Source organism: Cedecea sp. NFIX57 (assembly GCF_900177785.1).
In the GTDB taxonomy this organism is placed as follows: Bacteria; Pseudomonadota; Gammaproteobacteria; order Enterobacterales; family Enterobacteriaceae; genus Cedecea; species Cedecea neteri_C.
This window is the reverse complement of the sequence record NZ_FXAS01000014.1, coordinates 1-26,644: the sequence shown is the minus strand read 5'-3', so window position 1 is coordinate 26,644 and position 26,644 is coordinate 1. Positions and strand designations below refer to the sequence as shown.

The window sequence follows — 26,644 nt, the reverse complement described above, 5'->3', positions numbered from 1 at the left end:
AGTCGGTGCGTCCTGCCGATGAATTGATATTGAACCAATAGTACGATTACGTCAAGAACCAAAAGTACGAAATATCTAAAAAAAAGCCACGTCAATTATTAATCATTGATTTATAACATTATTTTTATATCAGTTAGCAGTCGGGTTGCAGCAAGGCGGTAAGAGAGCCAGCCTCAGGAGCTTACCTGGGTAAGTCACTGGGGCTGGAGAGTGCAGCCAACACGGCTGCAGCTCGAGGGAGGAGTTATCTCAGGCGTGGCGGCGAATGGAATGGCTGTACATCACCCGACCAATGATTTTGAGATGCTGTTCGTTCTCCTCGCTGATGCGCCAGTCGGCGTACTTCGGGTTGTCCGAGCGGACCAGCAGGCAGTCGTGAGTCATCTGCAGGCGCTTCACCAGCAGTTGCCCCTTATAGAGGAACACGTAGATGCCGTCCCCGTCGAAATAATCTTTGCCGATATCCACAAAGATGTAGTCGCCCAGTTCAATGGTGCCGGACATGCTGTCGCCGGTGACGGTAATGACTTTTATTGTTGAAGCCGGACGATGGCCGAACAGTTCCAGCGCTTCCTGGCTGTCGTAAACAATGTGGTTAATGGTTTCGGTAACTTCGCTGGAGACCAGCCGCCCGGGCCCCGCGCTGGCCTCAATGTCCAGCACGTCGATACGAAAACCCTGCTCTTCGCGTGGCTGGAAAGGATAAATGGCCGCCTCTTCATGACTGCCCTGGCTTTCGCGCCCTTCGCTTTGATAACCCGTTTCGCTGCCGTGCTGAAGCCAGAGCGCATCCGCCTGGAGAAATGCTGCCAGTTCGTACATTTTATCCTGCCGGGGGATAGCTTCAGCGTTAAGCCACTTACTGACGGCCTTGGAGGAAACGCCCAGCGCGCGCGCTATCGCCATACCGCGCCCGAACTCATCGAGGTTTGCTTCGCTGCAGGCCAGCGCCAGCCTGCGGGAAAAGGCTTCGCGCAGTTGTTCTCTCTGTACCATAAGTACGATCCTACCGTATTTATCCTGACCAATAGTTCAATGATAACACGTACTGAAAGTACACAAAGCACAAAACTTAAAGGCGCAGTATCATTGGGGATGATCTGCTTTTGTGGTAAAGTGCGCGCCATCGAAATGTCCCTGCCTTAGCCATTATCTTTAATCAGATTTAATACTGGTTAAATATACAGTCTTTTGCAATGTTTTGAGCGCGAAATATGAATATATCTTTTAGTACGATGGGGCTGGTAACAGGTTTAAATGGCGTTATTAATTACGAAGAAGTGCATCAACTGCGATATGTGCGAGCCGGAGTGCCCGAATCAGGCGATCTCCATGGGAGATGCTATCTACCAGATCGATACCGACCGCTGCACGGAATGCGTTGGCCATTACGAGACTCCGACCTGCCAGAAAGTTTGCCCGATCCCCAACACGATAATTCACGACCCGGCGCACATTGAGAATGAAGAGCAGCTGTGGGATAAATTCGTGCTGCTCCACCATGCGGATAAACTTTAGCTTTCGATAATCACCGTCGCACAGGCGTAATGGCGTTCATCCGCCAGGGTAACGTGCACTGAGCGGACGCCCATTTTTTCAGCCAGCCGTTCCGCCTCTTCCCAAAACCGCAGTTGAGGCTTGCCCAGCGCGTCGTTAAACACTTCAAACTGGTTAAACGCCAGCCCGTTGCGGATCCCGGTACCAAAAGCTTTCGCTGCTGCTTCTTTCACTGCAAAACGCTTCGCCAGAAAACGCACTGGCTGCTGGTGGGCCTGGTACAGCACCCATTCGTTTTGGCTCAATACGCGCTTAGCCAGCCGGTCACCGGAACGGGAAATTACGCTCTCAATGCGCGCAATTTCCACAATGTCCGTGCCGAGGCCGAGAATGGCCATTAGCGACGCGCTTCCTGCATCAGGCGTTTCATTTCAGCCACGGCCTCTTTAAGACCGCTCATTACCGCACGCCCGATAATCGCGTGGCCGATGTTCAGCTCGTGCATTTCTGGGATCCGCGCGATGGCCTGAACATTGTGATACGTCAGACCGTGGCCAGCATTCACCTTCAGCCCTTTAGCAGCAGCATAGCTCGCGGCTTCAGCAATACGTGCCAGCTCTTTGGCCAGGGTCGCTTCGTTTTCAGCGTCCGCATAGCAGCCGGTGTGAATTTCAATGTAAGGCGCACCTACGGCCACCGCCGCGTCAATCTGCGCATGGTCGGCATCAATAAACAGAGAAACCAGAATACCGGCATCGGCAAGGCGCTGGCAGGCATCACGCATTTTATCCAGCTGACCGGCAACATCCAGGCCACCTTCGGTGGTCACTTCCTGGCGTTTTTCCGGCACCAGGCAGCAGAAATGCGGTTTCGTCTGGCAGGCAATACCGATCATCTCTTCGGTGACGGCCATTTCCAGATTCATGCGGGTATCGAGGGTTTCACGCAGAACGCGAACGTCACGGTCGGTGATATGGCGGCGATCTTCACGCAGGTGCACGGTAATGCCATCGGCACCCGCCTGCTCCGCGATAAACGCGGCCTGAACCGGATCCGGGTATGCCGTGCCGCGTGCGTTACGCAGGGTAGCGATGTGATCGATGTTGACGCCTAACAGTAATTCAGCCATGACAATCCTCAGAGTTCGCAGACAGATGCCGGGCAGTGTACACCTGCCGGGGAAAGCCTGGCTACGGTCTGTGATTACTGTGAGCTATCTGAAGGCTCAGGTGGTGTTTTTTTAGGCACAAACTGGCGGAACAGCTCGCGGCTTTTGAGGGGCTTCCCCTGGAGATACGGCTTGAGGGCCATACGCGTGAAACGCTTGGCGGCACGGAGCGTGTCGGCATCGGGAAATTCGCGCTCGGCCAGCGCTCTGAGCTGGCGGCCAGTAAAGCTGCTGTGGCCAATCACCACGCTGGCAATAAAACCTTTCTCTTCACGATAGGTGTAAGTCATGGTGTCATCGACGCCCGCCCCGCTGCCGGCGCAGTGCAGGAAGTCCACGCCATAGCCAAGGTGCCCTAACAGCGCCAGCTCAAAGCGACGCAGCGCAGGCTCCGGTGTACCCGTAGCGCCGGCTAAGGCCTGAATGCAGTGGAGATAATCGAAGAACAGTTCGGAGAAGCGAGTTTCCTGCTCGAGGACGCGAGCCACCAGTTCATTGACGTACAGGCCGCTGTACAGTGCGATACCGCTTAAAGGAAGGGCCAGCGAAACCGCTTCGGCGCTGCGCAGCGTTTTGACTTCGCCACGGCCGCCCCAGCGAACCAGCAGAGGGGTAAAAGGCTGCAAAGCGCCTTTCAGATTTGAGCGTTTAGAGCGCGCGCCTTTGGCAATCAGGCGTACGCGCCCGGACTCTTCGGAAAACAGGTCGAGCAGAAGGCTGGTTTCGCTCCAGGGGCGACTATGCAGGACAAAAGCCCGTTGCCAGCCTTCCATTAGTTTTAGCTCAGGTCGTCGGTATAACCGAGACTGCGCAGTGCACGCTCGTCATCGGCCCAGCCGGATTTCACCTTCACCCAAAGTTCGAGGTGAACTTTGGCTTCGAACATCTCTTCCATGTCTTTACGGGCTTCAATACCGATAGTTTTTATTTTGGCCCCTTTGTTGCCAATCACCATCTTCTTCTGCCCTTCGCGCTCAACGAGGATCAGCCCGTTGATGTCGTAGCCGCCGCGTTCGTTGGTCACGAACTGCTCGATTTCCACGGTCACGGAATACGGCAGCTCGGCCCCCAGGAAGCGCATCAGCTTTTCACGAATGATCTCAGACGCCATAAAGCGCTGGGAGCGATCGGTGATGTACTCTTCCGGGAAGTGGTGGGTAGCTTCCGGCAGGTGCTTACGAACGATTTCCGCGATGGTATCAACGTTCATCCCGGTTTCCGCCGAAATCGGCACGATATCGAGGAAGTTCATCTGGCTACCGAGGAACTGCAGGTGAGGCAGCAGAACGGTTTTATCCTGAACGTTGTCAACTTTGTTGACGGCCAGGATTACCGGCGCACGGCTGTCGCGCAGCTTGTTCAGCACCATTTCGTCATCCGGCGTCCAGCGGGTGCCTTCGACCACGAATATAACCAGCTCAACGTCACCGATCGAGCTGCTCGCCGCGCGGTTCATCAGGCGGTTAATGGCGCGTTTTTCTTCCATGTGCAGCCCTGGGGTATCGACGTAAATCGCCTGATACGGCCCTTCGGTATGGATGCCCATGATGCGGTGACGCGTGGTTTGCGCCTTACGCGAGGTAATCGAAACTTTTTGCCCAAGCAGCTGATTCAGCAGCGTGGATTTGCCGACGTTCGGGCGGCCTACAATGGCCGCAAAGCCGCAATATGTTTTTTCTTCGCTCATTCCAGCTCCAGCTTTTTCAGCGCCTGCTCAGCCGCAGCCTGTTCCGCTTTACGGCGGCTTGAACCTGTTCCTACGACAGGCTCAGGCAGGCCACTCACCTGACAGTGAATGGTAAATTCTTGATCGTGCGCTTCACCACGCACCTGCACCACCAGATACGACGGTAGCGGCAGATGGCGACCCTGCAGGTATTCCTGCAGACGCGTTTTCGGATCTTTTTGCTTGTCGCCTGGGCTGATTTCGTCGAGACGGGTCTGATACCAGGAGAGAATCAGACGCTCAACGTTCTGAATATCGCTGTCGAGGAAGACGCCACCGATCAGCGCTTCCACGGTATCGGCAAGAATCGACTCCCGACGGAAGCCGCCACTTTTCAGTTCACCCGGCCCAAGACGCAGGCACTCACCCAGTTCGAACTCGCGGGCGATTTCTGCCAGCGTATTGCCGCGCACCAGCGTCGCGCGCATGCGGCTCATGTCGCCTTCATCTACGCGAGGAAAACGGTGATACAGCGCATTCGCGATGACATAGCTGAGAATGGAGTCACCCAAAAACTCAAGACGCTCGTTGTGTTTGCTGCTGGCACTCCGATGGGTTAATGCCTGTTGCAACAGATCCTGATGTTGAAAAGTGTAGCCCAGCTTCCGCTGCAGCCTATTTATTACGATGGGATTCATGCGATACCAAAATTAATGAATGCGTCAACTATTCAGCACACGGAACAGACCTGAAAAAAGGAAACCAACGCTGTTTCGTGTGCCGTGGCTCCCTTTCGGGAGCCAATCTTTAAAGGCGGGAATATTCTATACACAACGACAGGGGATGTCGTTAGTTTGTGGGATTAATTGTTTAATGAATGCCGCCAATCCGGCTTAAACGAACACCCGTTGGCCATTCACCTTCTTGTTTCTCGAAACTCATCCAAATTGCTGTCGCTTTACCGACCAGATTTTGCTCCGGCACAAATCCCCAATAGCGGCTGTCTGCGCTATTGTCGCGGTTATCACCCATCATGAAATAGTGACCCGGCGGAACAATCCATGTCGCCAGCGGCAAACCGGACTGCTGGTAGTACATTCCTACCTGATCCTGAGCGATAGGCACCGTCAGAATGTTATGGGTGACGCTACCCAGCGTTTCTTTACGCTCGCTCAAGCGAACACCGTCTTCACGGGTCTGATCTTTCGGCAACTGGAAGAAACCGGAGGTGGCTTCACTGCCGTTACGGCGGGCAAACGTCTGCACAAAATCACTGGCTTCCACGTTGGAATACGTGATTGGCAGCGCGTTGTCGCAGGCCTGGCCGGAACTGCAATTAGGCTGCACGGTAACTTCTTTTGACTGCGGGTCATAGCTTACCCGGTCGCCCGGCAGCCCAACAACGCGCTTAATATAATCCAGGCGCGGATCTTCAGGGTATTTAAATACCGCGATATCACCGCGTTTAGGGTGCCCGGTTTCAATTAAGGTTTTCTGATAAATCGGATCTTTAATCCCGTAGGCAAACTTCTCTACCAGAATAAAATCACCGATTAACAGCGTTGGCATCATCGAACCGGAAGGGATCTGGAAAGGCTCATAAATAAATGAGCGCACCACCAGCACAATCGCCAGCACCGGGAACACCGACGCGCCGGTTTCCAGCCAGCCCGGTTTAGGGCCGACTTTTTTCAGCGTCTTTTTGTCCAGTGCATCACCGGTGGCAGCCTGCGCTGCCGCCTGTTTTTCACGACGTTTTGGTGCAAAGATAAATTTGTCCAGACACCACAAAATGCCCGTCACCAGCGTGGCTACCACGAGGATCAAAGCAAACATATTCGCCATGCCAACTCCTTAGATTATTTGCTGTCTTTGCCGACGTGCAGAATGGCCAGGAACGCTTCCTGAGGCAGCTCGACGTTACCGACCTGCTTCATGCGTTTCTTACCGTCTTTCTGTTTCTGCAGCAGCTTTTTCTTACGGCTGACGTCACCGCCGTAGCACTTAGCCAGAACGTTTTTACGCAGCTGTTTCACCGTCGAACGCGCAATAATGTGGTTGCCAATGGCAGCCTGAATCGCGATGTCGAACTGTTGGCGAGGGATCAGATCCTTCATTTTTTCCACCAGCTCACGGCCGCGGTAAGGCGCGTTGTCGTTGTGTGTGATAAGCGCCAGCGCATCAACACGATCGCCATTTATCAGTACATCAACGCGCACCATGTTGGAAGCCTGGAAACGTTTGAAATTGTAATCCAGCGATGCATAGCCGCGAGAAGTGGACTTCAGGCGATCGAAGAAGTCGAGCACCACTTCCGCCATTGGGATTTCATAGGTCAGCGCAACCTGGTTGCCGTGATAAACCATGTTGGTTTGCACGCCGCGTTTTTCGATACACAGCGTGATCACATTGCCAAGGAACTCCTGCGGCAGCAGCATGTGACATTCCGCAATCGGCTCGCGCAGCTCTTCAATGTTGTTAAGCGGCGGCAGTTTAGACGGGCTGTCGACGTAGATAATTTCTTTGCTCGTCGTTTGCACTTCGTAAACTACGGTTGGCGCGGTGGTGATCAGGTCGAGATCGTATTCACGCTCCAGACGTTCCTGGATGATTTCCATGTGCAGCAGACCCAGGAAGCCACAGCGGAAGCCGAAGCCCAGCGCCGTTGAGCTTTCTGGCTCGTAGAACAGAGAGGCATCGTTCAGGCTCAGCTTACCTAGCGCATCACGGAAGTTTTCGTAGTCGTCTGAGCTGACCGGGAACAGGCCGGCATAAACCTGCGGCTTCACTTTTTTGAAGCCAGGCAGCGCTTTGTCCGCCGGGTTACGTGCCAGCGTCAGAGTATCGCCTACCGGCGCGCCCAGGATGTCTTTGATTGCACAAACCAGCCAGCCTACTTCGCCGCACTTCAGTTCGGTACGGTCGATCTGCTTAGGCGTAAAGATGCCCAGGCGATCGGCGTTGTACACCTGCCCGGTACTCATCACTTTGACTTTGTCGCCTTTACGCAAGGTGCCGTTTTTCACGCGGATCAGGGAAACAACGCCCAGGTAGTTATCGAACCAGGAGTCGATGATCAGCGCCTGTAGCGGTGCGTCTGGATCGCCTTCTGGCGCAGGGATATCACGCACCAGGCGTTCTAATACATCCGGTACGCCAACGCCGGTTTTCGCCGAGCAGCGCACTGCGTCGGTAGCGTCGATGCCCACGATGTCTTCAATTTCTTCCGCCACGCGCTCAGGATCGGCCGCCGGCAGGTCAATTTTGTTCAGAACCGGCACCACTTCCAGGTCCATTTCCATCGCCGTGTAGCAGTTCGCCAGGGTTTGAGCCTCAACGCCCTGCCCGGCATCCACTACCAGCAGCGCCCCTTCACAGGCCGCAAGCGAGCGGGATACTTCATAAGAGAAGTCAACGTGTCCTGGGGTATCGATGAAGTTCAGCTGGTAAGTTTCACCGTCGCTGGCTTTGTAGTCGAGGGTGACGCTCTGCGCTTTGATGGTAATACCACGCTCGCGTTCCAGATCCATGGAGTCGAGGACCTGCGCGGCCATTTCACGGTCGGACAGGCCGCCGCAAATCTGGATGATACGGTCAGACAGCGTCGATTTACCGTGGTCGATGTGGGCAATAATAGAAAAGTTACGTATGTTCTTCATAGTTAGAGGTTTTATGCCTTACAAATGGCCTGTGAGCTCGGCGCTTCGCGCTGTACGGAGCAGGATGTCAGAGACTGTCTTCTGCCTGAAACGCCGCATTCTACACTACAACCAGAAAGTGAGGAAACTGCTCATCCTGCAAGCTTAGGTAAGCCATAAGCAGGATGTGCAAAGAGATGTCATTTGAAGAGAATTTATTGATTTTCAGCCGGTGGTGCGGATGTGTCGACGCGCAGTGCATCCGGGCTAAGCGCAACGCTGAGAATCACCGGCTGCCAGCTCTCGCGGCGGCTGAAATGTTGGGAAAAACCGCGAGCAAGCAGGAAGCCCCCCACGCCACCAAGCAAAGCCCCGCACATAGCGGCCAGATTGGTGCCAAACAGCGTCTGGAAAAGCGCTGAGCACAAGAATAGCCCCACCAACGGCGACATATACACCAACAACGCGGACCCTAACAGGCTGCTTTCCGCAATACCCAGTTCCACTTTTTGCCCGGCCACCAGCGGCTGCTCGCTAGGAACAGTCAAAAGATGACTGGTTTGTGGCCCCAGCTTATTCAATACGCGAGTGCCGCAGCCAGAGCGAGAAGCGCAGCTGTTGCAGGATGCTTTCACATCACAGTGCAGCAGCGCTTCACCGTTTTGCCAGGAGACGACTGTCGCCCATTCTTTAATCATTGCGCCGCTCCGTTAAACTTCACGCTATCGCCAATGCGTTTCGCCGTTTGTGGAGGCAGCTCACCGACAACGGTAATTTCGGTTTTATCACGAATTTCGGTGCTGATAGTCCGACGACCGGTACGTACCAGCTGCTCGCCATTACTTCCCTGAGCCGGGGCCTGGCTGATATTCACTGAGAAGCTAAATAGCCCGTCAGAATAAAGGCGAGATTCGATGGGCACGCCCACAGTCGGCAGTGGCCGACGGCTGCTCGACACTTCGCTAAAGCCTTGCGGCAGCCAGGTCGGTGTCCATGTAAAAGTAGCCTTTTCTGCACCAGGCACGGACAGCAGCGGAGGCAGCGTCGCCTTCGCTAAATTCTGCATCAGCCCATTGGCCTGATTTTCGACAGAGAACGAAACAACCCGGAACTGTTCAAGCGTTTCGCCATCGCGATCCAGTAAATCGACGCGCAGCGGCAGCTTGGTTTCGGTATCGATCCAAACAATGTAGTTGTAGCGGGTACCGTCCCGGGCGACGACGCGAATCACTTCGCATAGCCTGTCGGCAATACGCGTACGCCCGACGGAAATAAAATCATAGTACGGCGTCAGGCGTTTGAAATCGGTATAAACGATGGAAGGCAGAGAATCGACAATGTAGTCCCCGGTGAGCGTGAATGGCTCAAGCCCAGGTTCAAAGTAGCTGATTTCATTGCCGCGCTGAACGACTTCGCGGCGCGGACCGTCCATTTGCAGGAATTGCGCAAGCGGGCGATTATCAAGACGTGCGTGGCGATAACTAAGGGACTCAATCCCTTGTTTGCTGATATTGATAAACGCCAGCTCATAATTGAGTGACTGACTAGCCTGGTTCATCTGCTGCAACAACGCCCCGGACGAAACAGTGTCCGCCGAGGCGCTGGAGGTGAACAACAGGCTGCCTGCCACGAGAGACAGGGCACACCAAAGTTGCTTCATTACTGCGATTGCGTTCCTAAAGTTTGGTTTCCTGGCACTTGCACAGCGGCTTGCTGGGTTTGCGCCTGTTCAAACTGGAGCTGCTCGGAGTGTAAACGACGCTGCAATTCATAATCCTGCAGCATAGCGTTAATACGACGACGCTGTTCCTGTACTTGCTGACTGCTGTTGCTGGCGGTCGTGTCAGACGGTACGCCCAGGCTTACCGGACTGGCTTTGCCCATCATAGGCAAGGTGTTAAACACTGGCGTTTCCGGCTGCGCGGTGCTGTCAGACTGGCCATTATAGTGCTGCACACCCACGATAACCGCAAGCGATACGCACGCAGCAACGCCCATTTGGGTAAGCTGACTCGCCCACGGACGTACTTTGTGCCAGAACGGCATTTTCTGCCACTGCTGAGGCTGCGGCTGAGATTCGGTAATGAGCGGCGCAACGTTACGCGCAGGTTCATTTGCGATAGCCGCCATCACGTTGGCAGAAATATCAAAGTGGAGCACTTCGCTGGTATCTCCGCGCATTGTGTCGCGGATAAGGTGGTAACTCTCCCAGCTTTGCTGCAATTCACTGTCATTTGACAGGCGATTGAGCAGCTCACTATCGAGAGATTCGCCATCCATTAAAGCGGAAAGTTGTTCTTTCTGCATGCCTAAATACCCTTCCAGTAATCCGCTATCGTCAACGCCTGATAAGCGGTTGAACTTTATTATCAATAGCTTCCCTTGCGCGGAAAATACGAGAACGCACAGTACCTACCGGGCAATCCATGATAGCGGCTATCTCTTCATAGCTCAGGCCATCCAGCTCCCGTAACGTAATTGCCATACGTAAATCTTCCGGAAGCGACTCAATAGTACGGAAAACTATTTGTCTCAGTTCTTCAGACAACATTAAGTTCTCAGGGTTCGAAATTTCTTTCAATGCGCTGCCACTTTCGTAGTTTTCAGCGTCAATGGCATCCACATCACTTGATGGAGGACGGCGGCCCTGAGCAACCAGATAATTTTTAGCCGTGTTGACCGCAATGCGATACAACCACGTATAAAACGCACTATCACCGCGGAATGAATCCAGCGCGCGATACGCTTTAATAAAAGATTCCTGCACCACGTCGGGAACATCTCCCGAAGGCACATAGCGGGAAACCAGACTCGCAACCTTATGCTGGTAGCGCACCACCAGTAGGTTAAATGATTTCTGATCTCCCTTTTGGACCCGTTCGACGAGGACCTGATCCGTTAACTGCTCGCTCATCCGAGGTAATGTCTCCCCAAACCCAATTCCCACGCGTAATCGAAATGCCACTCGAACCCTGCATTTTTGAGCAAGCTTTGAGTTTGAGTGCCCGAGGCCAGCAAAGTTCCGTTACGCCTTTGTTTTTCTGTCATGTTTAGCGGATTGCATCTTTCTCATTATAAGTTCCGCTTCGCAAAACGGTAACGCCGATTCTTCTGAATCAATGCTCAAAAAGTTAGCGAGCAGAGTATCGCATGAATCAGGGCATTTCATCATCTAATCTGCCATTTATCCTTCCGTAGTGAGATTTATTTACGCAGTTTGCTCAATCCCTCCCAATAACTTTACCGACGCGTCTGTTTAGTCTGCACAACGCTAAAACAAAAAAAGCGTGTTCAGTATCCCACCCGGTGCTATGCTCGCACCACTCTTGTTTAGTAAATTAAACATCATGAACACAAATAGCGATCTGGTCTGTGACGTATTAATTGTCGGTAGCGGTGCTGCCGGCCTTTCTCTCGCGCTGCGTCTGGCTCAAACCAGCAAGATCATTGTGCTAAGCAAAGGCCCGGTTAACGAAGGCTCAACTTTTTATGCACAGGGAGGGATTGCCGCCGTTTTCGATGAAACCGACAGCATCGCTTCCCATATTGACGATACGCTGATCGCCGGGGCAGGGATTTGCGATCGTGACGCGGTAGAATTTGTGGCAAGCAATGCAAAGCACTGCGTCCAGTGGCTGATTGATCAGGGCGTCATGTTCGACACCCAAACGCTGGCAAACGGTGAAGAGAGCTACCATTTGACGCGTGAAGGCGGCCATAGCCATCGCCGGATCCTTCATTCGGCAGATGCCACCGGAAAGGAAGTTGAAACCACGCTAGTCGGCAGAGCCCTCAATCACCCCAACATTCGGGTTATCGAACGCAGCAACGCCGTCGACCTGATCATCTCTGACAAAATAGGTCTGCCGGGTACAAGGCGCGTCGTCGGCGCCTGGGTCTGGAACCGGAACCTTGAAAAAGTTGAAACCTGCCGCGCGAAATCCGTCGTTTTAGCCACCGGTGGCGCTTCAAAAGTCTATCAGTACACGACAAACCCGGATATCGCCTCCGGTGACGGTATCGCGATGGCATGGCGTGCAGGCTGCCGGGTCGCCAACCTGGAATTCAACCAGTTTCACCCGACGGCGCTGTTCCACCCTCAGGCCCGAAACTTCCTGCTTACCGAAGCATTGCGCGGGGAAGGTGCATACCTGAAGCGTCCGGATGGTTCACGCTTTATGCCGGAGTTTGATGAACGTGCCGAGCTTGCCCCGCGTGATATCGTCGCCAGAGCTATCGATCACGAAATGAAGCGTCTGGGCGCAGACTGCATGTATCTGGATATCAGCCATAAGCCAGAAGAGTTTATCCGCCAGCACTTCCCCACTATTTATGAGAAGCTGCTTGGGCTAGGCATTGATTTAACCAAAGATCCGGTTCCCGTGGTGCCTGCCGCGCATTACACCTGCGGCGGCGTAATGGTCGATGAACACGGGCGCACCGACGTTGACGGGCTGTATGCCATTGGTGAAGTGACGTATACCGGCCTGCACGGCGCTAACCGAATGGCATCAAACTCTCTGCTCGAATGCCTGGTTTATGGCTGGTCGGCTGCGGAAGATATCCTGAAGCGCCTGCCCTATGCGCGTGAAAGTAAAACGTTGCCCGACTGGGATGACAGCCGTGTGGATAATCCAGATGAACAGGTTGTTATCCAGCACAACTGGCATGAGCTGCGGCTCTTTATGTGGGACTACGTCGGGATAGTTCGCACCACACGCCGGCTGGAGCGGGCGCTACGAAGAATTACCATGCTGCAGCAAGAGATTGATGAGTACTATGCCAATTTCCGCGTTTCAAACAATTTGCTTGAGCTGAGAAACCTGGTGCAGGTTGCCGAACTCATTGTGCGCTGCGCCATGCAGCGTAAAGAGAGTCGCGGCCTGCACTACACGCTGGATTATCCGGATCAGCTCGCTGAATCCGGCCCAAGCGTGCTTTCCCCGCTCTACATAAACAGGTAGAAGTCCTGGGTCAGGCTGCAATAACCTTCAGAGTAGGTTTGGTCTGGCCCGCGGATCACCAGACGGTCGTTGTAGTATTCTCCACCCGTTGGAGAAAGCGCGAGCATCACCCGATGCGGCAGGCGAGTTTCATTGTCGGCCACATCGGTACGGTAGCGAACGTGCCAACCCTGTGATTTTGCCAGCTCGCTGAATGCCGTTCCGGCAGTTTCCGGCATGATCACACAGAAGAAACCATCTTCGGTGATCAGCTGTTCAGCGCTGCTGAGCAAGGCCTGATGATCCAGCGTCGTGGTATAGCGTGCCTGAGCTCGTTCTGGCGATGCGCAGTTGCTGCCCTGCTCAAAGAAAGGCGGGTTACTGACAATTAAAGAGTAGCGCTGCGTTGCCTGCTGCGCCCACTCGCGAATGTCCGCGCAGTGAACGTGAATACGCGAAGCCCAGCGACAGCCTTTGGCGTTTTCTGCCGCCTGTTCTGCGGCAATCGGATCCAGTTCCACGGCTTCAATCGTGACGTCCTCAGCGGTTCTCTGAGCGAGCATCAACGCCAGCAAACCGCTGCCGGTGCCAATATCCAGCACGCTTTTTACGTTCACCACCGGCACCCATGCACCAAGCAGCGTCCCATCTGTTCCCACCTTCATGGCGCAGCGATCGTGTGCCACAAAGAACTGTTTGAAGGTGAAACCATCCCGACGTAATACCGCTTTTTGATCCGACATCTTATCTACCTTGCAAAGAAACCGCCGTAGCATAAGTGAAACGGCCCCCTACGGAAAGACACAAACAGATGAAGATCGCAGGCATAACGTCTATAATCGGCGTCCCAAACAGAGGTAGACCATGACTGTAAGCACTTTTTCCGAACTCGAACTTGATGAAAGCCTTTTGGACGCACTCCAGGAGAAAGGCTTTACTCGCCCGACGGCCATCCAGGCTGCGGCCATTCCTCCTGCACTTGAAGGACGCGACGTGCTGGGTTCAGCACCGACGGGTACCGGTAAAACCGCAGCTTACCTGCTGCCAGCGCTACAGCATCTGGTCGACTTTCCTCGTAAGAAATCTGGCCCGCCGCGTATTCTGATCGTCACGCCAACCCGTGAACTCGCTATGCAGGTCGCCGACCACGCGCGTGAACTGGCAAAACATACCCATCTGGATATCGCCACCATCACCGGCGGCGTAGCCTATATGAACCACGCTGAAGTTTTCAGCGAGAATCAGGATATCGTGGTCGCCACCACCGGCCGACTGCTGCAATACATAAAGGAAGAGAACTTCGACTGCCGCGCGGTTGAAACACTGATCCTTGATGAAGCAGATCGCATGCTGGACATGGGCTTCGCGCAAGATATTGAAACCATTGCCGCGGAAACCCGCTGGCGCAAGCAAACCATGCTGTTCTCCGCTACCCTGGAAGGCAACGCCGTTAAAGACTTTGCCGAACGCCTGCTGGAAGATCCCGTTGAAGTTTCCGCCACGCCGTCCACGCGCGAGCGTAAGAAGATCCATCAGTGGTATTACCGCGCCGATGACGTTGAGCACAAAACAAAATTACTTGTTCATTTGCTGAACCAGCCGGATACCACCCGCTCTATCGTTTTTGTGCGTAAGCGCGAGCGTGTACATGAGCTGGTTGCCTGGCTGCGCGAAGCAGGCATCAACACCTGCTATCTCGAAGGCGAAATGGTACAGGCCAAGCGTAACGAGGCCATCAAGCGCCTGACCGATGGTCGCGTAAACGTTCTGGTTGCTACCGACGTTGCTGCCCGTGGGATCGATATCCCTGACGTTAGCCACGTGTTCAACTTTGACCTGCCGCGCACAGCGGATATCTATCTGCACCGTATTGGCCGTACTGGTCGCGCAGGCATGAAAGGAACCGCGCTCTCGCTGGTTGAAGCGCATGACCATCTGCTGCTGGGTAAAATTACCCGCTACATGAAAGAGCCGCTGAAATCCCGCGTTATCGACGACCTGCGCCCAACAACGCGTGCGCCAAGCGAAAAGCTGACCGGTAAGCCATCCAAGAAAGTGCTGGCTAAGCGCGAAGAGAAGAAGAAAGAGAAAGACAAAGAGAAGCCGCGCGTTAAAGTACGCCATCGCGATCAGAAAAACATCGGTAAGCGCCGTAAACCAAGGGCAGCTACCACGACAGAGTCGCCGAAAGCCGACGAATAATATGAACGCCGGGATTATCCCGGCGTTTTTTATTGCCCAGATTCTGCGTTTTCCTGCAAACACTCCATAAAAATCCTCATCGCCGGGCTAACGACCTTCCCCGCGTGGTGTGCGCAAATCGCGTTAAGCATTAACGGCTGCTCGCTGAACGCCAGCTCGACTAGCTCACCGGATGACAGCTCCTTTTCAACGGTAAAACGAGGCAGGAAACTCACGCCCAGGTTTGCCGCAACGCACTGCTTAATGCTTTCTATGCTCCAAAGCTCGATAGTATTTTCCAGCGTGATCCGGCGTTTTCTCAGCTGTGCTTCGAAGATCAGTCGAAACACACACTGCGGCTCATTGATCACAAAACTGACCGGGATATGCCTGTCCGGCTGCAGGAAATCGACATCTTTCAGCGCCGGAGATGCCACCAGCACCAGTGAAGGCTCACCAATAGCCTGCAGATGTAGCGCCTCATCCTTTCCTACTCGATAAAACACGCCCAGATCGACACGGTCATCCAACAGCGCATCACGAATGGTGTAGCAGTTCAGGGACTGCAGGGAGAGTTTCACCCTCGGCGCCCTTTCCTTAAAACGCTGCAACACATGCGGCATTTTGTACGCCAGCAATGTTTCTCCACTGGCAACCCTGAGTTCGCCTTCGGGTTCCGCATCCTGCCTTGCGGCCTGCCTGATGGTATCAATGACGCGCGTCAGCTCATAAACGTGTGGCATGAGTTTTTTACCGTTCTCGGTCAGGCGCATTCGTCGGCCAACTTTCTCAAATAGCTGCAGCGACAGTTCCTGCTCTAGCTGCTGAATGTGAAAAGTGACCGTCGACTGCGTGCAGCACAGCTTTTGCGAGGCAAGCAGGAACGAGCCCTCTTCGACCACTGTTTTTAACGTGACAAACCGACGTAAATCCATCCAGCCTCCAACACATCGAAATCATCGAACCCAGAATGCAGAAACATTCATTTTTTTAACTCTTTTATTTTTCGTACTCTCTGCGAAAACAAAGGAGAACTCAAGTGATCGCCATTTTCTTTAGCGCTTTTTGGACGTACACCCTGATTACCGCCCTGACCCCTGGCCCTAACAACATTCTGGCGCTGAGTACCTCTACCCGTCACGGACTGCGGCAAAGCAGCCGCGTGCTGGCGGGCATGAGCCTTGGATTTCTGATAATCATGCTGATTTGTGCGGGCATTGCTTTCTCACTGGTCAGCCTCGACCCGCGATTTACTCACATTCTTAGCTGGGTGGGTGCAATTTACATGCTGTGGCTGGCGCTGAAGATAGCCACCAGCCAGCCGGCAGGCACAGAGGCCGACGTTCAGCCAATTGGCTTCTGGGCCAGCTTTGGCCTGCAATTCTTCAATGTAAAAATCATTCTTTACGGCATCACCGCTCTGTCAACTTTTGTCCTGCCGTATACAACGGAGATAAGCGACATTGTGGGAATGAGCGTAGTGCTGGCGGCGATAGGAAGTTTGGGGAATCTTTGCTGGGCGCTGGCTGGCCAAGTGTTCCAGAAAGTGTTTCAGCGTTTTGGACGCACGCTGAATATTCTTCTGGCACTGATGCTGGTTTACTGTGCGGTACGGATTTTCTACTAACGTGAAAGAGCGCCAGAAGGCGCTCTTTATTCATTATGGCAGGAACGGAATTACAGGCTTTCAGTGAAAGTGCGGGTGATCACGTCGCGCTGCTGTTCCGGGGTCAGGGAGTTAAAGCGCACCGCGTAGCCGGAAACACGAATGGTCAGCTGCGGATATTTTTCCGGATGCTTAACCGCATCTTCCAGCGTTTCACGACGCAGAACGTTAACGTTCAGGTGCTGCCCGCCTTCAACGCGAACTTCCGGTTTCACTTCCATTGGAATTTCACGGTATTCAAACTGGCCCAGTTTACTGACCGCGACTACTTCATCTTCCGCAAAACCCGATTTCGCACACACGCAGCGAGCTTCGCCTTTTTCACTGTCAAGCAGCCAGAAAGAGTTCAGAAGTTCGTCGTTTGCCGCTTTAGTAATTTGGATACCAGTAATCATTTTATTTCTCCCTCAGGGTAATGTGCTGATTCTTTGGGCCAGCGCTCTGGCTCATTGGTAAAACCTTTGTTGCTTTGTTGTTCTTATATCAGTCCGCCTGGCGTGATTCTTTGACTTAAATCAATTAAATCCACACGCTAAAAATGGCTTTAGCGGGTTTTATTTGTTTTACATCAACTTAGCCCATTCATCTCACGCTAAAACCTTTGTAAATTTTCAACTTTATTTAGGGTCGTAGCGCATTGATGCCACACACTATTTTGCTCATGAAGAAGAAGCAGTTAAGCTATCGGGCAATACAGATTCGCGGGAGAGCGAGATGACCACCCACCTCACCTGGCACGACGTGCTGGCAGAAGAGAAACAGCAGCCCTACTTTATCAATACGCTCAGCGCCGTCGCGGCAGAGCGCGCTGCGGGCGTGACCGTTTACCCTCCGCAAAAGGATGTTTTCAACGCTTTTCGCTTTACCGAGCTAGGCGATGTCAAAGTCGTGATTCTGGGGCAGGATCCCTATCATGGGCCAGGCCAGGCGCACGGACTCTCTTTCTCCGTCCGTCCAGGCATTGCGCCCCCACCTTCGCTGGTCAATATGTATAAAGAGCTGGAGGCTTCCGTCCCGGGCTTTACCCGCCCTACGCACGGCTACCTTGAAAGCTGGGCGCGGCAGGGCGTGTTACTCCTCAATACGGTACTTACCGTCGAAGCGAGCAAAGCACATTCTCATGCTAATTTTGGCTGGGAGACTTTTACCGACAAGGTTATCGCCCTCATTAATGAACACCGTGAAGGCGTGGTGTTCCTGCTGTGGGGCGCTCATGCCCAGCGCAAAGGCAGCATTATCGATCGCCAGCGTCACCATGTCCTGACCGCCCCGCACCCTTCTCCGCTTTCGGCACATCGCGGTTTTCTTGGCTGCGGGCATTTCGTTAAGGCGAATGAGTATCTTGTAGAGCGCGGAGAGCAGCCCATCGACTGGATGCCACAACTACCACAGGAAAATGGCTAAGTTCTGGACGAAAAAAAACCAGCAATTACGCTGGTTTTTTTATCACTGGTAAAGGTATTACGCCTTGTTCTGACGCCACCATTCGCCCAGCAGCACGCCGGTCGCTACTGATACGTTGAGGCTTTCAACATTACCTGTACCTTCAATGGCGACGCTCATATCTGCGCTTTCAAAAGTCGTGTCGGAAACGCCATCGCGCTCCTGGCCCAGCACCAGCACCATTTTCTTCGGCAGATCAGCTTTGTACAGCGGTGTGCCCTGATGGCTTGAGGTTGTCACGATGGTGTAGCCTGCTTTACGGAAAGCTTCCAGCCCATCGCCAAACGTCTCGCCGCTGATCGCGACAACGTGCTCTGCCCCGCCTTCTGCGGTACGAATTGCCGCACCGGACTCCAGCAGAGAAGCATCCTGAATCAGCAAGCCTTTCACACCGAAGTGTGCGCAGCTGCGCATGATCCCGCCGAGGTTATGAGGGTTGCCCACATCCTCCAGCGCCAGTACACAGTCTTCTTCCCCGGCTTTATTCAGCCACGTCTGCACGCTGATGCCGCTGCGTTTTTTAATAATGAAGCAAACGCCACCGTGGTGTTCCGTGCCGGAGGCTTTTGCCAGCTCAGCATCATCCACCACGTGGTAAGCCTTGCGATTTGCAGCCATCCAGCGCAGCGCTTCTTTAAAGCGAGGCGTAACGCTCTGGATAAACCAGGCACGTACGATGCTTTCCGGGCGGCTCTGGAACAGCGCCTGGCAAGCATTCTCACCGTATACGCGGGCTTCTTCGGCGCGCTGGCGACGAATCACTTCCGGGTCAACGATGTGCTTAGTTGTACCTTCATTGTCAGAAACCGACGATGAAGAGTCTACCGGGGCACGGGAAACCGTGCGCCATGGAGAAGCCGCTTCACCGCGATCGCTTCTGTCGCTACGTTCATTACGATCGCGCCCGCCGCGAGGTTTATCATCGTGACGAGCCTGACGGCGACCGCCGCCTTCACCACGTGACGCACCGGCAGGACGCCCACCGCCTTTCCCGGTACGCGGGTTTTGGCTGCGCTGTTCGCTTTCGTCGTCACCGCGGACATACATCACTTTGACCTTGCCGCTTTTACCTTTAAATTCGTCGTTCATTGTCCCTCCACCTGGCTGAGCGCGAAGCGCGCAGATTACCTGATGTGCCATGGGTTAGCCATTAACTTTGCTTAAAAGCTAAAAACTATTGTACTCATCGAATAAACCACTTTGTTGGCCTCCCCATCTTCGCTGATAATATGTAACATATTTGAAACATCCTCGGTGCCTAGCACCGATTTCAATCATTCTCTTTGAGGTTAGTTATGAATACCGTTTGTGCCGACTGCCAGGCAGTTAACCGCATTCCTGACGACCGTATCGATGACGGCGCAAAGTGCGGTCGCTGCGGCCATGAACTGTTTGACGGTGAAGTCGTCAACGCCACGGCGGCAACGCTGGATAAACTTCTGAAAGATGAGCTGCCGGTTGTGGTTGATTTTTGGGCGCCGTGGTGCGGCCCGTGCGTGAACTTCGCCCCTGTTTTTGAAGATGTTGCCGAGGAGCGCAGCGGCAAAGTTCGCTTTGTGAAGGTCAATACCGAAGCCGAGCAGGAGCTGAGCGCACGTTTTCGCATCAGAAGCATCCCAACCATTATGATTTTCAAAAATGGCCAGGTCGTCGATATGCTGAATGGCGCCATGCCGAAAGCACCTTTTGATAGCTGGCTGGACGAAAATATCTGATTCTGAGGGGGCATTTTTTAAGCCCCCTTTCTTTATCTACGGTAGAATGACGTTTTTAGCCAACCATCCTTCATTAATGACCGAAAACGCCGTTCTTCGCCTTCGTGCAGCCCGCCTTGCCCGAGCAACTCGTCCCTTTCTCGCCCGTGGCAATCGCGTTCGTCGCTGCCAGCGTTGCCTGCTGCCGTTAAAAAACTGCCTGTGTGAAACACTTCAGCCGCAACATGCCCGCAGCCGCTTTTGCCTGGTGATGTTTGACACCGAACCCATGAAGCCGAGCAATACCGGGCGACTCATTGCCGATATTTTGCCGGAAACCGAAGCATTTCAATGGTCGCGCACGGAGCCCCCTCAGGCGCTGTTGGATCTTGTTGCTAACCCTGATTACCAACCGATGGTGGTTTTCCCCGCCTCTTATGCCGATGCCAATCGCGAGGTGCTGAACACGCCGCCAACTACCGGCAAGCCACCGCTGTTTATCATGCTGGATGGCACCTGGACTGAAGCGCGCAAAATGTTTCGCAAAAGCCCTTATCTCGATGCACTGCCGGTGATTTCCGTAGATTTAAGTATTACCTCTGCTTATCGCCTGCGCGAGGCCCATGCGGACGGCCAGTATTGCACTGCAGAAGTCGCCGCAGCTCTGCTTGAACTGGCAGGCGATGTGGTAGCGTCCAAAGGATTAACCCGGCACTTCACTCTTTTCCGCGAGCGCTATCTGGCGGGGAAACCCCATCATCAGGGCAGCATCACAGCAGAAGTGGAAGAAAACGTTTAGACTCTCCTGAACATCACTCAGGGGAGAGCGTCGTGAGTCAACGAGGCCTGGAAGCGCTGCTGCGTCCAAAATCCATTGCCGTTATCGGCGCTTCGGCAAAAACCGACCGCGCCGGTTATTTAATGATGCGTAACTTGCTTGCTGGCGGATTCAACGGCCCGGTAATGCCGGTGACGCCGACTCATAAAGCCGTTTGCGGGGTGCTTGCCTGGCCGGATATTGCCAGCCTGCCGATGCCCCCCGACCTCGCGATTATCTGTACGCATTCCCGACGGAATATTACGCTGCTTGAAGCGTTGGGCAGTAGAGGCTGTAAAGCCTGCATTATCTTATCTGCCCCACCTGAGCAATTGCCCGAGTTACTGGCCTGTGCCGCTCGCTGGCAAATTCGTCTGCTTGGGCCGAACAGCCTTGGCCTTCTGGCTCCGTGGCAGGGACTAAATGCCAGTTTCTCCCCAGTCCCTATCCAAAAGGGCAAGCTCGCGTTTATTTCTCAGTCGGCGGCGGTATCCAACACCATTCTGGACTGGGCGCAGCAGCGAGAAATGGGCTTTTCCTGGTTTATCGCGCTTGGCGATAGCCTGGATATCGACGTGGATGAACTGCTTGACTACCTGGCCAGAGACACGAAAACCAGCGCCATCCTGCTGTATCTCGAACATCTGAGCGATGCCCGACGTTTTGTTTCCGCCGCCAGAAGCGCCTCACGTAACAAGCCGATTCTGGTCATCAAAAGTGGACGCAGCAGTAAAGCGCAAACGTTACTGAAAACCCATCCAGGCCTGGATGCCGCCTGGGACGCGGCTATTCAACGAGCAGGTTTGCTCCGGGTACAGGACACTCATGAGCTTTTTTCTGCCGTAGAAACCCTCAGCCATATGAGACCTCTGCGTGGTGAACGGCTGATGATTGTCAGTAACGGCGCAGCACCTGCGGCGCTGGCCCTTGATGAGCTGTGGATACGTAATGGCAAACTAGCGACGTTAAGTGAAGAAACCCTGCTGGCTCTTGCGGGGGTGCTTCCTTCTGGGGTTGAGGCTGGAAACCCGATAGATCTCCGTGATGACGCTACGCCCGGCCGTTACCTGCTGGCCGTGGAAAAATTACTGGATAGCCATGATTTTGATGCCTTAATGGTTATTCATTCCCCCAGCGCCGCCGCTCCAGGCACAGCAAGTGCCCTTGCCCTGATCGATCTGCTGCAGCGACATCCTCGTGGTAAATATCTCACCATTGTCACCAACTGGTGCGGGGAGTATTCCTCCCAGGAAGCCAGACGCCTGTTTAGCGATGCCGGTATTCCAACTTACAGAACGCCAGAGGGCGCGGTAACGGCATTTATGCACATGGTCGAGTATCGCCGTAACCAGAAGCAACTGCGCGAAACCCCTGCTCTGCCGGCTAACCTGACGGCAAACACCAGCGACGCTCACCATCTCATTCAGCAGGCATTGCATCAGGGGGCAACAACGCTGGATACCCATGAAGTCAGGCCGGTGCTTGAAGCTTATGGCTTAGCCACCCTGCCAACGTGGATTGCAGGAGACAGCGCAGAAGCAGTCCATATCGCTGAGCAAATTGGTTATCCGGTTGCATTAAAGCTTCGTTCTCCGGATATTCCCCACAAGTCGGAAGTTCAGGGCGTTATGCTCTATTTGAGAACGGCCAGCGAAGTGCAGCAGGCCGCCGAAGCCATCATCGACCGTGTAAAAATGGCCTGGCCCCAGGCTCGTATTCACGGCCTGCTGGTGCAAAGCATGGCAAACCGCGCTGGCGCTCAGGAATTAAGAGTCGTCGTTGAGCACGATCCGGTATTTGGTCCATTGATCATGCTGGGCGAAGGCGGCGTAGAGTGGCGGCCTGATAGGCAGGCGGCGGTCGCTCTCCCCCCGCTAAACATGAATCTGGCCAGATACCTTGTCATTCAGGCGATCAAAAGTGGCAAGATCCGAAGCCGGAGCGCATTACGCCCGCTGGATATCGCCGGGATCAGCGAAGTTCTGGTGCAAGTCTCTAACCTGATTGTTGATTGTCCGGAGATAGTGAGGCTCGATATTCATCCGTTACTGGCGTCCGGCAGCGAGTTCACCCTGCTCGATGTCACTTTGGAATTAGCCGAGTTTACGGGGGATGCGGATGCCAGGCTGGCCGTGCGTCCTTATCCTCATCAGCTTGAGGAGCAGGTACAGCTTAAGAACGGTGATCGCTGCCTGTTCCGGCCTATCCTGCCTGAAGACGAACCTCAGTTGCAGCGGTTTATCGCGCAGGTAACAAAAGAGGATCTCTACTATCGCTATTTCAGCGAGATCAATGAATTTACCCATGAAGATTTAGCCAACATGACGCAGATCGACTACGATCGAGAAATGGCGTTCGTTGCCGTCAGAAGAATGAAAGGCAGTGATGAGATCCTCGGCGTCACCCGTGCCATTTCAGACCCTGACAACGTTGATGCCGAGTTCGCCGTGCTGGTTCGCTCTGATCTGAAAGGCCTCGGACTTGGCCGACGTTTACTGACTAAGCTCATTGATTACACCAAACAACACGGCCTTCAGCGCCTAAATGGCATCACGATGCCGAATAACCAGGGCATGATTACGCTGGCACGTAAACTGGGTTTCAGCGTCGATATTCAGCTAGAAGACGGCATTGTAAGTCTCACGCTCCCACTGAGTAAAAGCGCAGATTCGTGAGTAAGGTACTGGAAAACATACTCACTTTGCGTAGCAGTAGTGGTATTATCAGCAGGTTCTGACGTCTGGATTTTGCAGAGGGCCATCCAATGAAGAGAGAAGATAAGCACTGTGATGTTGTCTAAATTTAAGCGTAATAAACATCAACAACACCTTGCCCTGCTACCGAAGCTTTCTCAATCAGTTGATGATTTAGAAACCCTGTTCTCCCCAGCGGATTTCCGCGAAACGCTGTTGAAAAAAATCGCCAGCGCAACGCAGCGTATTTGCATTATTGCGTTGTATCTTGAGCAGGATGACGGCGGCAAAGGAATTCTGTCCGCGCTTTATCAAGCCAAACAGCAGCGGCCGGACCTGGATGTTTCCATTCTGGTTGACTGGCACCGTGCTCAGCGCGGACGCATTGGTGTTGCCGCAGCCAACACCAATGCGGACTGGTATCACCGCATGGCCGAACAGTTCCCTGATGTGAATGTCCCGGTCTACGGCGTTCCCGTCAATACTCGCGAAGCCCTGGGTGTGTTGCATTTCAAAGGCTTTATTATTGATGACAGCGTCATCTATAGTGGCGCCAGCCTCAACGATGTTTATCTGCATCAGCATGATAAATATCGCTATGACCGCTACCAAATCATTCGCAACCGCTCGCTGGCCGACATCATGCATGGCTGGGTTAACCAGAATCTGGTGAATGGCCGGGCGGTTCATCGTCTGGATGTCGCCGAGCGCGTAAAAAGCCCGGAAATCAAAAACGATATCCGCCTCTTCCGCCAGGAATTGCGTGAGGCTAATTTTGTCTTCCAGGGTGATGCAGATAACGATCAGCTGTCGGTGACGCCGTTGGTTGGGCTGGGAAAATCCAGCCTGCTGAATAAAACGATCTTCCATCTCATGCCTTGTGCGGAGCAAAAGCTCACTATCTGCACGCCATACTTCAACCTACCTGCAGTGCTGGTCCGCAATATCATTCAACTGCTGCGGGACGGCAAGCAGGTTGAGATTATCGTTGGCGATAAGACGGCGAATGATTTCTATATTCCGGAAGATCAGCCGTTTAAGATTATTGGCGCGTTGCCTTATCTCTATGAAATTAATCTGCGCCGCTTCCTCAGCCGCCTGCAATATTATGTGAATACCGGGCAGTTGATTGTGCGTTTGTGGAAAGATGGGGATAACAGTTACCACCTGAAAGGCATGTGGGTGGACAATGAGTGGATGCTGCTGACAGGGAATAACCTTAATCCGCGTGCGTGGCGCCTGGACCTGGAAAATGCCCTACTGATCCACGACCCAAAAAGAGAGCTGGAAGGTATCCGTACTAAAGAACTGGAGCTTATCCGCACACATACAACGGTCGTTCAGCATTATCGCGATTTACAAAGCATCGCCGAATATCCGGTGAAAGTGCGCAAACTGATTCGGCGTCTGCGTCGTATCCGTATTGACCGATTGATCAGCCGCATTCTTTAAACGCTTAAGCCCTGCACTGCAGGGCTTTTTCTTTCTAGAGTTTGATGCCTTTTCCTTTGCGGTGCAGCAGCAGAGAAACGGCAAATGCCAGCGCTCCCATCCCAGAGACATACCAGAAGAAGATCGTTTCGCTGCCCATCGATTTCAGTGATAAGGCGACATATTCTGCGGAGCCACCAAACAAAGCGTTGGCAACCGCATAAGACAATCCTACGCCCAGAGCACGGACTTCCGGCGGGAACATTTCTGCCTTAAGAATGCCGCTGATTGAAGTGTAAAAGCTGACAATCAGCATCGCCGCCATCACCAGGGCAAAGGCTGCGTAGGGTGAACTAACATTCTGCAACGCCGTCAAAATGGGTACCGTCAACACCGCTGCCAGCCCACCAAAACAGAGCATAGAGCTACGACGGCCAATTTTATCCGACAACGCACCGAAGAACGGCTGAAGTACCATGAAAATAAACAGCGCTAAGGTCATCAACGCACTGGCCGTGTTAGCGTGCATTCCTGCAGTATTCACCAGGTATTTCTGCATATAGGTGGTGAAGGTATAGAAAGCCAGGGAACCTCCGGCAGTGAAGCCAAGCACCATAATGAAGGCTTTTTTATTTTTCCACAGTCCGGAAAGCGTCCCGGCGTCCTTGTTCTCGCGGGTGGCCTTATCCGATGTTTCATCCAGAGAACGGCGAAGGTAGAGAGCAACTATCGCCAGCACGGCCCCAATCGCAAACGGGATTCTCCATCCCCAACTACGCAAATCTTCATCACTTAGTACTTGCTGGAGAACGACCACAACAAGCAACGCAGCCAGCTGCCCTCCAATAAGCGTAACGTACTGGAATGAGGCATAGAATCCTTTACGGCCTTCGACCGCCACCTCACTCATGTATGTTGCACTGGTGCCGTACTCTCCTCCAACAGATAAGCCCTGGAACAGGCGGGCTAATAGTAATAACGCTGGAGCCCATGTGCCAATGGTGGCATATCCGGGTAAGCAGGCAATCACCAGCGATCCAAAACACATCATGCAAACGGAGATCAGCATGGAGTTTTTACGTCCATGTTTATCGGCAATGTATCCGAATAACCAACCGCCAATCGGCCGCATCAGAAAACCTGCGGCAAAAACACCGGCGGTTTGCAGAAGTTGAGTTGTGGTATTTCCTGTTGGGAAAAAGATATGAGCAAAGTAGAGCGAGCAGAATGAGTAAACATAAAAATCAAACCACTCGACCAGATTCCCTGATGAAGCGCCAACAATGGCCCAGACACGCCGGCGGGTATCAGCCGCCGGAGACACAATATTTGCTTCGCTTGTTGTTTCAATCATTTTCTTCTCCTGTCTTCCTGAATGGGTCTAATAGCCCAGGATCCAGTAAAGCAGGAGAAAGAAATTTTGCGATGTGAAGTATCTTGTTGCGGAGTTGTTACATTGGCTTTTGTGAGCAGGCTGAGATTTTTGCGAAAAGAGGTGGTTTAAAAAGCAAAAAACCCCGGCCTTTCGGTCGGGGTTAATGCTAATTTGATGCCTGGCCGTTGTATGCCGGGCTGTCCTGCCCGTCACCCTGCGGGCAGCCTCCGGCTGTGCAAAATCGTTCCTGACGATTTTGTCCTGCTCTCTGAGAGTTGAAAGTGGCAGAAACCAGAAAACAAAAAACCCCAGCCATCAGGCTGAGGTTTTCTGTTTTATTTGATGCCTGGCAGTTCCCTACTCTCGCATGGGGAGACCCCACACTACCATCGGCGCTACGGCGTTTCACTTCTGAGTTCGGCATGGGGTCAG

The 26,644-nt window shown here is 53.5% G+C and carries 27 protein-coding genes and 1 rRNA gene; 9 read left to right on the top strand and 19 right to left on the bottom strand.

Annotation, left to right across the window (positions count from 1 at the left end):
* Positions 1-249: 249 nt before the first annotated feature.
* The gene (locus B9Y90_RS13600; protein WP_085541528.1) at positions 250-996 is read right to left on the bottom strand and encodes a LexA family transcriptional regulator; all 747 of its coding nucleotides are present in this window, start codon (positions 994-996) and stop codon (positions 250-252) included.
* Positions 997-1,257: 261 nt separating this feature from the next.
* On the opposite strand from B9Y90_RS13600, the gene B9Y90_RS13595 reads away from it, so the two are divergent.
* Positions 1,258-1,518: a YfhL family 4Fe-4S dicluster ferredoxin gene (locus tag B9Y90_RS13595; RefSeq protein WP_085541527.1), complete on the top strand. Its 261-nt coding sequence runs from the start codon at positions 1,258-1,260 to the stop codon at positions 1,516-1,518.
* Here the strand turns inward: B9Y90_RS13595 and acpS are convergent.
* From acpS to rseD, 12 genes are all read right to left on the bottom strand, one after another.
* Positions 1,515-1,895 (bottom strand): holo-ACP synthase, encoded by a 381-nt coding sequence (acpS, locus tag B9Y90_RS13590; RefSeq protein ID WP_008459499.1) that lies wholly within the window; start codon positions 1,893-1,895, stop codon positions 1,515-1,517. The genes B9Y90_RS13595 and acpS overlap by 4 nt on opposite strands.
* Positions 1,895-2,626 (bottom strand): pyridoxine 5'-phosphate synthase, encoded by a 732-nt coding sequence (gene pdxJ, locus B9Y90_RS13585; RefSeq protein WP_085541526.1) that lies wholly within the window; start codon positions 2,624-2,626, stop codon positions 1,895-1,897. Before pdxJ ends, acpS begins: the two co-directional genes overlap by 1 nt.
* Before the next feature lie 74 nt (positions 2,627-2,700).
* Positions 2,701-3,438 carry a DNA repair protein RecO gene (gene recO, locus B9Y90_RS13580; RefSeq protein WP_039286760.1) on the bottom strand — a complete coding sequence of 246 codons (738 nt, stop codon included), beginning with the start codon at positions 3,436-3,438 and terminating at the stop codon, positions 2,701-2,703.
* 5 nt (positions 3,439-3,443) lie between these two features.
* On the bottom strand, positions 3,444-4,352 hold the full coding sequence (gene era, locus B9Y90_RS13575) for a GTPase Era (protein ID WP_039286765.1): 909 nt from the start codon (positions 4,350-4,352) through the stop codon (positions 3,444-3,446).
* Positions 4,349-5,029 carry a ribonuclease III gene (gene rnc / locus B9Y90_RS13570; protein WP_008459505.1) on the bottom strand — a complete coding sequence of 227 codons (681 nt, stop codon included), beginning with the start codon at positions 5,027-5,029 and terminating at the stop codon, positions 4,349-4,351. The genes era and rnc overlap by 4 nt, the downstream gene beginning before the upstream one ends.
* A 172-nt stretch (positions 5,030-5,201) precedes the next feature.
* Positions 5,202-6,176 (bottom strand): signal peptidase I, encoded by a 975-nt coding sequence (gene lepB / locus B9Y90_RS13565; RefSeq protein WP_039286770.1) that lies wholly within the window; start codon positions 6,174-6,176, stop codon positions 5,202-5,204.
* A 14-nt stretch (positions 6,177-6,190) separates the two neighbouring features.
* The gene (lepA, locus tag B9Y90_RS13560; RefSeq protein WP_085541525.1) at positions 6,191-7,990 is read right to left on the bottom strand and encodes a translation elongation factor 4; all 1,800 of its coding nucleotides are present in this window, start codon (positions 7,988-7,990) and stop codon (positions 6,191-6,193) included.
* A gap of 194 nt (positions 7,991-8,184) precedes the next feature.
* A complete protein-coding gene (gene rseC / locus B9Y90_RS13550; RefSeq protein ID WP_039286783.1) occupies positions 8,185-8,667 on the bottom strand; it encodes a SoxR-reducing system protein RseC in 483 nt (160 codons plus the stop codon).
* Complete coding sequence (rseB, locus tag B9Y90_RS13545; RefSeq protein ID WP_085541524.1) at positions 8,664-9,629, bottom strand: sigma-E factor regulatory protein RseB; 966 nt, start codon at positions 9,627-9,629, stop codon at positions 8,664-8,666. The genes rseC and rseB overlap by 4 nt, the downstream gene beginning before the upstream one ends.
* Complete coding sequence (rseA, locus tag B9Y90_RS13540; RefSeq protein ID WP_039286790.1) at positions 9,629-10,276, bottom strand: anti-sigma-E factor RseA; 648 nt, start codon at positions 10,274-10,276, stop codon at positions 9,629-9,631. Before rseA ends, rseB begins: the two co-directional genes overlap by 1 nt.
* A 31-nt stretch (positions 10,277-10,307) precedes the next feature.
* The gene (gene rpoE, locus B9Y90_RS13535; RefSeq protein WP_016537822.1) at positions 10,308-10,883 is read right to left on the bottom strand and encodes an RNA polymerase sigma factor RpoE; all 576 of its coding nucleotides are present in this window, start codon (positions 10,881-10,883) and stop codon (positions 10,308-10,310) included.
* Positions 10,880-11,017: a rpoE leader peptide RseD gene (gene rseD / locus B9Y90_RS27560; protein ID WP_139827391.1), complete on the bottom strand. Its 138-nt coding sequence runs from the start codon at positions 11,015-11,017 to the stop codon at positions 10,880-10,882. The genes rpoE and rseD overlap by 4 nt, the downstream gene beginning before the upstream one ends.
* Before the next feature lie 299 nt (positions 11,018-11,316).
* Between rseD and nadB the strand changes: the two genes are divergently transcribed.
* Complete coding sequence (gene nadB, locus B9Y90_RS13530) at positions 11,317-12,933, top strand: L-aspartate oxidase (protein ID WP_139827390.1); 1,617 nt, start codon at positions 11,317-11,319, stop codon at positions 12,931-12,933.
* Here the strand turns inward: nadB and trmN are convergent.
* Positions 12,918-13,655, bottom strand: coding sequence for a tRNA(1)(Val) (adenine(37)-N(6))-methyltransferase TrmN (gene trmN / locus B9Y90_RS13525; protein WP_085541522.1), 738 nt, complete (start codon positions 13,653-13,655; stop codon positions 12,918-12,920). The genes nadB and trmN overlap by 16 nt on opposite strands.
* 121 nt (positions 13,656-13,776) lie before the next feature.
* Between trmN and srmB the strand changes: the two genes are divergently transcribed.
* Positions 13,777-15,114, top strand: coding sequence for an ATP-dependent RNA helicase SrmB (gene srmB / locus B9Y90_RS13520; protein WP_085541521.1), 1,338 nt, complete (start codon positions 13,777-13,779; stop codon positions 15,112-15,114).
* 29 nt (positions 15,115-15,143) lie between these two features.
* On the opposite strand, the gene B9Y90_RS13515 is transcribed toward srmB, so the two are convergent.
* Entirely contained in the window at positions 15,144-16,028 is an 885-nt protein-coding gene (locus tag B9Y90_RS13515; protein ID WP_085541520.1) for a LysR family transcriptional regulator, read from the bottom strand.
* A gap of 104 nt (positions 16,029-16,132) precedes the next feature.
* On the opposite strand from B9Y90_RS13515, the gene eamB reads away from it, so the two are divergent.
* On the top strand, positions 16,133-16,720 hold the full coding sequence (gene eamB, locus B9Y90_RS13510; RefSeq protein WP_085541519.1) for a cysteine/O-acetylserine transporter: 588 nt from the start codon (positions 16,133-16,135) through the stop codon (positions 16,718-16,720).
* Positions 16,721-16,770: 50 nt separating this feature from the next.
* Here the strand turns inward: eamB and grcA are convergent, their stop codons facing one another.
* Complete coding sequence (grcA, locus tag B9Y90_RS13505) at positions 16,771-17,154, bottom strand: autonomous glycyl radical cofactor GrcA (protein WP_085541518.1); 384 nt, start codon at positions 17,152-17,154, stop codon at positions 16,771-16,773.
* 319 nt (positions 17,155-17,473) lie between these two features.
* On the opposite strand from grcA, the gene ung reads away from it, so the two are divergent.
* Positions 17,474-18,163 (top strand): uracil-DNA glycosylase, encoded by a 690-nt coding sequence (gene ung, locus B9Y90_RS13500; protein WP_085541517.1) that lies wholly within the window; start codon positions 17,474-17,476, stop codon positions 18,161-18,163.
* Between the two features lie 57 nt (positions 18,164-18,220).
* Here ung and B9Y90_RS13495 read toward each other — a convergent pair whose 3' ends face one another.
* Entirely contained in the window at positions 18,221-19,291 is a 1,071-nt protein-coding gene (locus B9Y90_RS13495; RefSeq protein WP_085541516.1) for a tRNA/rRNA methyltransferase, read from the bottom strand.
* 206 nt (positions 19,292-19,497) lie between these two features.
* On the opposite strand from B9Y90_RS13495, the gene trxC reads away from it, so the two are divergent.
* The 4 genes from trxC (at position 19,498) to pssA (ending at position 24,858) form a co-directional block, all read left to right on the top strand.
* The gene (trxC, locus tag B9Y90_RS13490; RefSeq protein ID WP_085541515.1) at positions 19,498-19,917 is read left to right on the top strand and encodes a thioredoxin TrxC; all 420 of its coding nucleotides are present in this window, start codon (positions 19,498-19,500) and stop codon (positions 19,915-19,917) included.
* Between the two features lie 76 nt (positions 19,918-19,993).
* Positions 19,994-20,695 (top strand): tRNA-uridine aminocarboxypropyltransferase, encoded by a 702-nt coding sequence (locus B9Y90_RS13485; protein WP_085541514.1) that lies wholly within the window; start codon positions 19,994-19,996, stop codon positions 20,693-20,695.
* A gap of 32 nt (positions 20,696-20,727) precedes the next feature.
* Positions 20,728-23,388 (top strand): bifunctional acetate--CoA ligase family protein/GNAT family N-acetyltransferase, encoded by a 2,661-nt coding sequence (locus B9Y90_RS13480; RefSeq protein WP_085541513.1) that lies wholly within the window; start codon positions 20,728-20,730, stop codon positions 23,386-23,388.
* A 114-nt stretch (positions 23,389-23,502) separates the two neighbouring features.
* The gene (gene pssA, locus B9Y90_RS13475; RefSeq protein ID WP_085541512.1) at positions 23,503-24,858 is read left to right on the top strand and encodes a CDP-diacylglycerol--serine O-phosphatidyltransferase; all 1,356 of its coding nucleotides are present in this window, start codon (positions 23,503-23,505) and stop codon (positions 24,856-24,858) included.
* A 34-nt stretch (positions 24,859-24,892) separates the two neighbouring features.
* On the opposite strand, the gene B9Y90_RS13470 is transcribed toward pssA, so the two are convergent.
* A complete protein-coding gene (locus B9Y90_RS13470) occupies positions 24,893-26,191 on the bottom strand; it encodes an MFS transporter (protein WP_085541511.1) in 1,299 nt (432 codons plus the stop codon).
* Positions 26,192-26,556: 365 nt separating this feature from the next.
* A 5S ribosomal RNA gene (gene rrf / locus B9Y90_RS13465) occupies positions 26,557-26,644 on the bottom strand; the annotation flags it as partial.